Source organism: Kineosporia babensis (assembly GCF_021129305.1).
Taxonomy (GTDB): Bacteria; Actinomycetota; Actinomycetes; order Actinomycetales; family Kineosporiaceae; genus Kineosporia; species Kineosporia babensis.
Window position 1 is genome coordinate 229,859 of sequence record NZ_JAJOMB010000014.1, and the last position, 11,503, is coordinate 241,361.

At 69.9% G+C, this 11,503-nt stretch carries 1 protein-coding gene; it reads left to right on the forward strand.

Features of this window, described 5'->3' with window-relative positions; genetic code table 11:
• Nucleotides 1-11,503: non-ribosomal peptide synthetase (locus LR394_RS24705; RefSeq protein WP_231446370.1), on the forward strand; the 11,503-nt coding region annotated here is incomplete at its 3' end.

The following is an 11,503-nucleotide window of genomic DNA, read 5'->3' on the forward strand; positions in this document are numbered from 1 at the left end:
ATGTCAGGCCGACTTTTCCCGCTTTCCCGTGCGCAGCGTGGGGTCTGGGCGGCCCAGCGTCTGTTCCCGGCAGCGACGGCCTTCCGGATCGGGCAACTTCTCTGGCTGGACGGGCCGATCGACGCCGAGGCTCTGGCCCGGGCCGTGCAGCAGGCGTTCAGCGAAACTGATTCACTGAGGGCCCGCTTCACCGAGGTCGACGGCGTGGGCCGGCAGTGGATCGATCGGACGGCCTCGATCGAGACCCAGATCGTGCGGGAGCCGGCCGACGACGAGACAGTCAGAGGACGCGTTCGGGCGACCTACCAGGTTCCGGTGGATGTTTCGGAGGAAGGGCTTTCGCAGTCGGTGCTGTACCGACGGCAGGACGATTCCTGGGTGTGGGCGTTCACCACGCATCACCTGCTGCTGGATGCCTACGGCCTCTCGCTGTTCACCCGCCGCGTGGCTGAGCTTTACAGTGCTGAGCAGCCCACCGAGCGCTGGTTCGGTAGCTGGGAAGACGTAGCCGAAGCGGAAAGTACTTATCAGGAGACAGTTCCGCAGGAGTGGGCGTCGGTCTTCGCCGAGGCCGAACCGCTGGGCCAGGGCGCCGAGACCAACCCGGAAGAACTGTTCAGCATCTGCGAGCAGAAGGTGCAGGTCCCGCTCGCGGCCGAGACCTGGAAGCTGCTGCAGGACCGCGCTCGCGAGCTGCGGGTGAACTGGGCCGCGTATGTCACTGCGCTGTGGGGGTTGTCGTCGGCGCTGACCGAGAACCGGCGTGAACTGATCGTGCGCGTTCCCCTGATGATGCGCGAGAACGCGGCCGCGCTGCGCACACCGGGGATGCTGGTGAACACCCTGCCCGTGGTGGTCGAGCTCGAAGGGGGTTCGGCGCTCGGGGATGTGGTGCAGGCCGTGGCCCGGCAGGTCCGCACGGTCAGTCGCAACCGGGGACTGACCGAGGAGCAGGTGGCGCGGGCCTGGCCGGGCGGTGAGCTGGACTACCGGGCGCTGCCGCAGATCAACGTCAAGGCGTTCGACTACACGGCCAGGTTCGGCGCGGTGGCCGGGCGGCAGGAGACGGTCAACGCCGGGCCGGTCGGGCGGCTGGACCTGACGGTCTACTCCGATGCAGTGCACGGAAACCGGCTGGAACTGGCCGGTCACGAGTCGCTGATCGATGCGCGGAGCCTGAGCGATGCGGCGCAGCGGTTCGCCGAGTTCCTGGCGGCGGTGCTGCACACAGATCCGGCCACGACGGTGGGCGAACTGCCGATCGCGCTGACCGGCCACGACCGTGAGCGGCTGGCGCGGTGGGGTAACGGCGCCGAGCTGGACGTGCCGGAAACAACTTTGGACGCGTGGCTGCAGCAGCAGGCGAAGGCGATGCCCGATGCGATGGTGCTGGTGGGCGACGACGGTCCTCGCCTCACCTCGGCCGAGTTCGACGCCCGGGTGAATGCCCTGGCCCAGGTGCTGATCGAGCGCGGGGTGGCGGTGGGCGACGCGGTCGGGGTGATCATGCCCCGGTCGGTGGACCTGGTAGTCACGCTGGCGGCCGTGATCCGGGCCGGCGGGGCGTGGGTTCCGGTTGACCGCTCCTACCCGGACGACCGCGTCCACTACGTCTTCTCCGACGCATCGGTGACCGCGATCGTCTCCAATCAGGAAACCGCGCAGCGGGACGGGCTGGCCGGGCTGGCGGCCGAGATGGTGCTGCTCGACGACCCAGCGGTGGCCGAGACGATGAACCAGGGCCGGGCCGAGGCGCCGGTGCGCTCGCGTCCGGTCTCGCCCGATGATGCGGCCTACTACGTCTACACGTCCGGCACGACCGGCCGGCCGAAGGGTGTGCGGGTCACGCACCGCGGCATCGTGAACCGGCTGGAGTGGGCCGTGGCCGTGCACGGGTTCGGCCCGGGTGACCGGGTGCTGCAGAAGACCCCGGCCACGTTCGACGCATGCATGTGGGAGTTCTTCGTGCCGCTGCTGGTCGGCGGCACGGTGGTGGTGGCCAAGGACGAGGGGCACAAGGACCCGGAGTACCTGGCCGAGGTGATCGGCCGCCACCAGGTCACCGTCACCCACTTCGTGCCCTCGATGCTGCAGGGGTTCCTGGCCTCGGAACCCGATCCGGCCGCTCTCACCTCGCTGCGGCAGGTGTTCGTCTCCGGCGAGGCGTTCCCGGTCCCGGCGGCCACCCAGGCCCTGAAGCTCTTTGCGGGAGCCCGGGTCGACAACGTCTACGGGCCCACCGAGACCACCGTCGACGTCACCTATTTGCAGTTGACCGAAGATCCCTCCGCCAGCGGACTTTCCGTGGTGCCGATCGGTGGCGCCGGGCCCAACATCCGGGTGCTGGTTCTGGACGCCTGGCTGCGGCCGGTCGCGCCGGGGGTGGTGGGTGAGCTCTATCTCGGCGGCGTGCAGGTGGCCAACGGCTACGTCGGGCGCTACGGGCTCACGTCCGAGCGGTTCGTGGCCGACCCGTTCAGCGAGACCGGCGAGCGGCTGTACCGCTCCGGTGACCTGGTGCGCTGGAACGATTCTGGCCAGCTGGAGTATCTGGGCCGGGTGGACGACCAGGTCAAGATCCGCGGTTTCCGGATCGAACTCGACGAGATCCGCAGCGTGTTGGAGGCCCACCCGTCGGTTGCCGCCGCTGCGGTGGTGGCGATGGAGCACCCGGCGGGCGGTAAATTCCTGGCTGCCTATGTGATTCCGGCTGCCGAGGTGGAGATCGAGCAGCTGCGGGCGCATGCCGAGGTCAGCCTGCCCGACTACATGGTCCCGACCACGTTCACCTTCCTGGACTCCTTCCCGACGAACGCGAACGGCAAGCTCGAACGGCGGGCACTACCGGCTCCGGACCTCGGCGCCGACAGCGCGGGCGGTCGGCAGCCGCAGACCCGCACCGAGCAGGTGCTGGCCGAGACGTTCCGGGAGGTGCTGCAGTTCGCGCCGGAGCGGTCGCTGTCGGTGGAGGACGACTTCTTCCGGCTCGGCGGCGACAGCATCCTGTCGATCCAGGTGGTGTCCCGGGCACGGCGGGCCGGCATCACCGTGACCGCGGCCGAAGTGTTCACCGCCCGCACGATCGCTGCGCTGGCCCGGCTGGCCGACGGCCGGGGCGAGAGCGTCGCCGCTGGTCTGATCGAGCAGTCCGAGTCGGGGTTGTGGCCGATTGCCGCGGCGAAGGTCGGGCTGCCGGGCTTCGAGTCGTTCAGCCAGTCGTTCACGTATGTCACGCCGCCGGAGCTGACCGAGGAGGTGCTGGGCCGGATCCTGTTGCGGGTGCTCCGGCATCATCCGGCGCTGACCGGGCGGCTGACCGGGGACAACCGTTTCGAGGTACGCCAGGCGCGGGCGGCGGCCTTCGAGCGGATCGAGGTGTTCGGCCGGTGGAGCGAGCCTGAATGGATCGATCAGCTCCGGGCGATGTCGGCAGAACTGTCCGAGGACCTGGACCCGGCCCGCGGGGTGCTCTGGAAGGCGGTCTGGTTCACCAGCGAGACGAGCGACGACGGTTGCGGCCGGCTGCTGCTGGTGGTGCACCACCTGGTGGTCGACGGGGTGTCCTGGCGATTGCTCGGTGACGACCTTCGCGACGCCTGGGCCGACCGGCCGCTGCTGCCCACCGGAACCGGTCTGGCCACCTGGTCGCAGGCCCTGGCCCAGCGCGCTGCGGACCCTGACATCACGGCGCAGAGCCAATACTGGACGAGTGTCGTCGGCGGTGTGGATCCGCGGCTGGGCGAGCGGGCGCTGGACCCGGAACAGGACACCTACGCCGCCGGTGGCCGCCTCGAACTCACCCTGCCGGCCGAGCTGACCCGCTCGATCCTGACCGACATTCCTCGGGCGCTGTCGGCGGAGATCGACGACGTGCTGCTGGGCGCTCTGACGATCGCAGTGGGGACGCTGGCGAGCCGTCAGGAGGCGGGGCACCGGCGGGTCCTGATCGGCCTGGAAGGGCATGGTCGCGAAGAGACGCTCGTGCCCGGCAGCGATCTGTCGCGCACGGTCGGGTGGTTCACCAGTTGGTACCCGGTGGCCCTGTCCACCGATGACATCGATCCGGCGGCCGCGCTGAACGACCCGTCCGCGGCCGCCGAGGCTGTGCTGCGGGTGAAGGAACACCTGCGGGCGGTGCCGGGCCGGGGGATGGGGTACGGCCTCTTGGCCGCGAGTTTGCCGGCTGGGACGGCACCGCAGATCGGCTTCAACTACCTGGGGCAGTTCGGCGCCGACCCGCAGGGCGTGTTCGGCGCGGCCCCGGAAGCACCGGGCCTGCATGCGCACACCCCGCACGACCTGCCGCGCCCAGCAGCGATCGACATCAACGCGGCCGCCCTGGGCACTGAACTGTTCGCCTCCATCGACTTCGCCGACGCTGTCGCCGCGAGCACCGTGCAGCAGATCAAGGACGCCTGGATCGCCGCGCTGAACAGCCTGGCCACCTTCGCCGCGGGCACCGGGCAGCCGCGGCGCTCGCCGTCCGACCTGACTGCCGACGGGCTCGACCGGCAGGACATCGCCGAGTGGGAGAACCGCTACGGCGCGATCACGGATGTGCTGGACCTGAGCGCGCTCCAGCAGGGTCTGCTCTTCCACTCCGAACTCAGCGCAACGGACACCGCAACCGTCGATGTCTACGTGACCCAGACCGTCCGTACGTTCGAAGGCTGTTTGAACGTGGACCGCCTGAACACGGCCTTCCAGCGCGCATTCCAGCGACACCCGGCCCTGCGCTCTGCCTTCCGCACCACGAGCTCCGGCGTTGGCGTGGCCGTTGTCCCGGCGCAGGTCGACTTCGCCGTGCGGGTGAGCGACGCCGACGCCGAAACGACCGCCGACGAGGACCGGGCCCTGCCCTTCGACGTCACCGCGGCCCCGCTGGTCCGAGCCACGCTGGCCGAGGGCCACACCCTGATCGTCACGGTGCACCACGCCCTGGCCGACGGCTGGTCGGCCACGCTCTTCGATCACGCGGTGGCGCAGGCCTACCGTGACCCGAACTCCGTCCACGGCGGGGACCTGGCCGTTCACCGGGCGATGGCCCGGCGCCCGGAACCGGACCCGGCGCCGTGGCTGCCGGTGCTGGCCGACCTGGACTCGCCCACCCTGGTGGCGGCAGCCGAACAGTCCGGCCGGGCCTACCCGGTGCCGGTGGACATCGAACTCGACGCCGAACTGCTGCGGCGACTCACGCAGCAGGCCCGGGACAGCGGCGCCACGCTGAACGCCTTCGTCCAGGCCGCCTGGGGTATCACGCTGGCAGCGGTAACCGGTCAGGGGAGCGTGACCTTCGGTACCACGGCCTCGGGGCGGCCGGCCGAGATCGACGGCATCGAAGACACGGCCGGGCTTTTCATCAACACGATTCCGGCGGTGGTGCGGCTCTTCGGCGCTGACACGCTGGCCGATGTGGTGGGCCGGATACAGCAGCAGAACGTGAGCCTGCTGGAGCACCAGGACGTGCCGTTGCCCCAGTTGCAGCGGCTGGCCGGGCACACGCCGCTGTTCGACACCCTGGTGGTGTTCGAGAACTATCCCTTCGATCACTCCAGCCTGGAGAACACCTACGCGCAGGCCGGGCTGTCGATCGTCGGTACCCGCCTGCGGGACTCGACGCACTACCCGCTGACCGTGATCGTGGTGCCGCGCGAACAGTTGCTGCTGCGCTTCCTTTTCGCCGACCAGGTGTTCTCCGAGCGGCAGCAGGCACTGTTCGTCTCGCTGTTCACCCGGGTCCTGCAGGCGTACGCCGATGGGCCGCACCACGCGGTGGGTTCGCTCGACCTGGCCACCGAAGCCCAGGTCCAGGAACTCGACCGGTGGGCTCACGGGGCCTCGCACGACCTGGCGGCCTCGTCGGTCGGTGACCTGCTGGCCGCGCAGGTGGCCCGCACACCGGACGCGGTAGCGCTGACCGACGACGCGGGCCAGAGCCTGACCTACGCCGAACTGGATGCGCGCTCGGGTGCGGTGCAGCGGGCTCTGATCGAGCGCGGGGTTCAGGTCGGGGATCGGGTGGCGGTCATGCTGCCGCGCTCGGTCGATCTGGTGGTGGCGCTAGCCGGCGTGGTGCGGGCCGGGGCTGCCTATGTGCCAATCGATCCGCAGCATCCTTTGGAGCGGGTGCAGAGCATTTTTGAGGACGCTGCGCCTTCCGTGCTCGTGACCGACCGCGACGATTTCTCCTGGCCAGTACTGCAAATGGCAGACGTGTCGGCCGGGGAAGCGCTCGCGTTGGCCCGCCCGGTCACACCCGAAGATCCGCTGTACGTCATCTTCACCTCGGGTACCACCGGTCGGCCCAAGGGTGTGCAGGTTCCGCACCGGGCCATTCTCAACCGGCTGGGCTGGGGTGCACGCAACTTCCCGTTCACGGTCGGTGAGACCGCCCTGCTGAAGACACCTTTCACCTTCGACGTGTCCGTGCCGGAGATCTTCGGGCCGCTGACCTCGGGCGGGCGGCTGCACGTGGCCGCCGACGGGCGCCACGGCGACCCGGTCTACCTGCGGGACGCGGTGCGCGAGCACGGCGTGAACCGGGTCAACTTCGTGCCGTCGATGGGCGCGGCCTTCGTCGAGAACGCCGGCGCCGGGCTGGACTCGCTCGCCGTGACGATGCTGGCCGGTGAAGCCTTCCCGACCACTCTGGGCCAGGCGTTCTCGGCCGCGGTGCCCGGCCAGGTCGTCAACATCTACGGCCCGACCGAGACCGGCGAGATCACCTTCCACACCTTCGACCCGGCCGCCGAGCACGCCACGCCCACCGTGCCGATCGGGGTGCCGCTGGACAACACCAGCGCCCGGGTGCTCGACGCCTGGCTGCGCCCAGTGGCTCCTGGCCTGGTGGGTGAGCTGTACCTGGGCGGGCATCAGCTGGCGCAGGGCTACGCCGGCCGCTTCGCGCTCACCGCCGAGCGTTTCGTGGCCGCCGACGACGGAACCCGGATGTACCGGACCGGTGACCTGGTGCGCTGGAACGAGTCCGGGCAGCTGGAGTACCTGGGCCGGGTCGACGACCAGGTGAAGATCCGCGGCTTCCGGATCGAGCCGGACGAGATCCGCGCCGTGCTCGAGGCCCATCCGGCGGTGACCGGCGCCGCCGTGCTGGCGTTGGCGCACCCGGCCGGCGGGCACTTCCTCGCCGCCTACCTGACCGCGCAGCCCGGCCTTGAACTCGACCAGGTGAAGGCATTCGCGGCCGATCGCCTGCCCGACTACATGGTCCCGGCCACCTTCACGGTGCTCGAGCGTTTCCCCACCACCGCCAACGGCAAGCTCGACAGCCGGGCCCTGCCCACCCCTGACCTGTCCGCGCTCAGTGCCGGTGGCCGGGCTCCCGAGACCGAGGCTGAACTCGCGGTGGCCAAGGTCTTCCGCGAAGTGCTGGCCCTGCCCGAGCAGGTTTCCCTCACCGCCGAGGACGACTTCTTCGCCGTCGGTGGCCATTCGCTCCTGGCCACGCGCGCCGTTGCCCTGCTGAACGCCGCCCACGCCGCCGAACTCACCCTGCGCGACATCTTCGACACGCCGACCGTCGCCGGTCTGGCCCGCGCCGTGGAGGCGGCCCAGTCCACCACGCTGCCCGCCATCGGTGAGATCGCTCGCCCGGCTGAGCTTCCCGCGTCCTTCGGCCAGCAGTCCTTGTGGCTGATCGACCAGCTCGGTGGTCCTGGATCGCGTTACGTGGTCCCGGCCGTGGTGCGGCTTTCCGGTGATCTCGATGCTGAGGCTCTGGCCGAGGCGCTGCGGGACGTGGTGGTTCGGCACGAGTCGCTGCGCACCTTGCTGGTCGACAATCCTGGACGTCTCCGGCAGGTTGTGATCCCGGCCGACGAGGCGCGCGCGGGGCTGGCTCTTGCGGTTGAAGACCTGACCACTGCCGATGCTGAAGCTGTCGACGCTCGGGTGGCCGCCCTCGTCCATAAGCCGTTCGATCTGGCCCAGGACATTCCCGTGCGGGCCGGCCTGTTGCGGGTGCGGGACTCTGCGTGGGTTCTGGTGCTGGTCATGCACCACCACGCGGTGGACGAGTGGTCCATGCCGACGCTGTTCGCCGACCTCTCGGAGGCCTACGCTGCACGACGCCGTGGCGAAGTGCCGTTCTCAGAGGGCATTTCGGTGCAGTATGCTGATTACGCGATCTGGCAGCGGGCCGTTCTGGGTACGGCGGATGAGCCGGGATCGCGCTTGGCGCAAGGGCTGGAGTACTGGCGGCGGGTGCTCGACGAAGCGCCCGAAGAGTCCACGATCTCGTTGGTGCGGCCGCGGCCGGCTGCGCCTACCTACCGGGGGATCGACCTGACGTTCGGCATTGATGCCGACGTGGTGGCGGGGCTGCGACAGGTGTGTTCGGCGCAGGGCATCAGCATGTTCACGCTGGTGCATGCGGCTACTGCGCTGACGGCTGCGGGGATGGGGGCCGGTCCCGATGTGGTGATCGGGTCTCCGGTCGGCGGGCGTACTGCGGACGGGCTCGGCGATGTGGTGGGGTATTTCGTCAACACCCTGCCGCTGCGGCATCGGCTGGACCCGGCTGAGCGGGTCTCGGAGCTGCTGGCCCGTACCCGGCAGGTGGTGCTGGACGGGTTCGCGCATCAGGACGTGCCGTTCGAGGAGATCACGCGGGCGGTGGGGGTTGATCGTTCCGGCGGCCGTAACCCGATCTACCAGATTCTGCTGACCCATCACGTGGGTGGCGTGGGCAGCGGTCTGGCGCTGGAAGGGCTGGAGTGCTCGGTTGCCCCGGCCGGCCTGGGCGCGGCCAAGGCTGATCTGGAGCTGGACGTAGAGGACGTGGCTGGTGGGCTGAACTGTCTGCTGACGGTTTCTGCGGATGTGCTGGATGCGGGCGCTGCCCGGAGGTTTGCGGCGGCCTTCCGCGGGGTGCTGGCTGTTCTTGCCGGTGGCGAGAACCCACGGCTGGCGCAGATCGCTTTGACCGAGGCATGGGATCCGGTGGCGAGGACCGCCGACCAATCTGTACCGGGTTCGCAGTTGCCCGGCCGGCTGGCCAGCATCCCCGGTGCGGTGCCTTCCGAGGTAGGTGCCGCAACTGCTGCGGCCGCTACGGGTGTGGTGCCTTCTGCAGAAGGTTCTGCCGCGGATGGCATCGCACCGTATGCCGCGCTGCCCGGGTTGGACGCCAGTGTTGGTGAGGGCACGCTGTACGCCTTGCTGGGCGGGATGAGTTCGGCGGCGCAGGCTGTGGTCGCAGACAACGGTGTTGGCCTGACCTACGCCGAGCTGGATGTTCGGGCCAATGTGCTGGCCCGGGTGCTGGTCGAGCGCGGTGTTCGGGTCGGCGATCGGGTGGCGGTGGCGCTGCCTCGCTCGCTCGAGCAGGTGGTGGCGTTGGTGGCGGTGGTGCGGGCCGGAGCTGCCTTCGTGCCGGTGGACACCGCGTACCCGGCCGGGCGGGTGCAGGCCATCGTCGAGGATGCGGCGCTGGCTCTGGTTGTGACCACGTCCGGCTTCGAGCAGTTGTTCGCCGGGGTCGAGCGAGTTCTCACCGATGAGGTCTTCGCCAAGGTCGACTCCTGCTCCACGGCGGATCTGGTGTTCTCCGGAGCGCCGGTGCTGGCCCGCCCGGTTTCACCGCAGGACGCGGCTTACGTGGTCTTCACGTCGGGCTCTACCGGTCGTCCGAAGGGGGTGGAGGTTTCTCACGCGGCGATCGTGAACGTGCTGCGCTGGCGGCAGAGCACCTTCCCGCTCAGCGCCGGTGACCGGGTGTTGCAGCGCAGCGCAGTCGGTTTCGATGTCGCGGTGCCGGAGATCTTCTGGCCGCTGGTGAACGGGGCCGCGGTGCGGGTGATCCGCGCCGACGGTGACAAGGACCTGGACTACCTCGGGCAGTTGCTGGTGCAGGAAGAGTTCGCCTACGCGGACTTCACCCCCACCCACCTTCAGGCCCTGGTGGATCAGGGTGCGCAGCTGAGCCGCTGGCGAGTGCGGCATCTGACCGTGGGCAGCGAGTTCGTGCCGGTGCGGGTGGCTGAGGCGCTGAACGCGGCCGGGCATGACGCTTGGAACCTGTACGGGCCGACCGAGGCTGCGGTCGAGGCGGTGGGTTTCCGGTTGGCCGGTTGGAACGCGGCGCCGGTCAAGACGGGTGCCGCGGGGCTGGTTCAGGCTGGGCCGGTTGAGTCGGGCGGCACGGGGCTGTTCGAGGCGGGTGCCGCGGGGCCGGTTGAGCCGGGTGCCGCTGGGTCAAATTCTGTGCCTGCCAGTACTTCTGGGGCAGGGGCCGAACTGAGCGGGGGCGTTGCCGGAATCCTGGCTGAGGTCGGCGTCGTGCCGATCGGTGAGCCGCTGGCCCAGGTGCAGGCTCGGGTGCTGGACGAGTGGCTACGTCCGGTGCTGCCTGGCGTGGTCGGCGAGCTCTACCTGGGCGGTGTGCAGGTTGCTCAGGGGTACGTCGGCCACAGCGGCCTGACGGCGGAACGATTTATAGCAACGGACGCGGGGGAGCGGCTGTACCGGACCGGGGACTTGGTGCGGTGGAACCCGGACGGTCAGTTGGAGTATCTGGGCCGGGCGGACGACCAGGTCAAGATCCGGGGCTTCCGGATCGAGCTGGACGAGATCCGTCAGGTGCTGGAGCAGCAGGCAGGGGTCAGCGGTGCTGCGGTGGTGGCGCTGGATCACCCGGCGGGCGGGAAGTACCTCGCCGCGTACCTGACCGGCGGTGTAGAGCCGGACGAGCTGCGGCGTCAGGTGGCGGCGGTCTTGCCGGAGTACATGGTGCCGACCACGTTCACCGTGCTCGCGACCTTCCCGCTGACCTCGCACGGCAAGCTGGACCGCCGGGCTCTGCCGCAGCCGGATCTGCAGGCCGGTGGTAAGGCTGCTCGAGTACCGCAGACCCGGGTGGAACTGGCCCTGGCCGAGGTGTTCGGGGAGGTGCTGCAGCTTTCCGAGGTGTCGGTGGAGGATGACTTCTTCCGGTTGGGCGGCCACTCGCTGCTGGCGGCCCGGGCGGTGGCGCGGGCGAACACCCGGTTGTCGGCGGGCCTGAACCTGCGGGACATCTTCGATCGGCCGACCGTGGCCGGGCTGGCCGAGCTGGTGTCCGCGTCGAGCACCGTGCGGGTGGGCGATCTGCCCCGGCCCGAGGTGCTGCCGGTGTCGTTCGGTCAGCAGTCGTTGTGGCTGATCGAGCAGTTGGGTGGGCCTGGGTCGCGGTATGTGGTGCCGGCCGTGCTGCGGTTGCAGGGCGAGCTGGGCGAGTCCGCGCTGGATGCGGCGCTGGGCGATGTGGTGGCCCGGCACGAGGCGCTGCGGACGCTGATCGTGGAGCAGGACGGTCAGCTGAGCCAGGTCGTAGTGCCTGCACGAGACACGGCGGGAAGCTCCCCGGCCCAGCAGGCCCAGCAGGTCCAGCAGGTGGGGCAGGTCCAGCAGGTGGGGCAGGTCCAGCAGGTGGGGCAGGTCCAGCAGGTGGGGCAGGTCCAGCAGGTGGGGCAAGGCGAGCAGGGCGGGGAGGGGGGGGGGGGGGGGG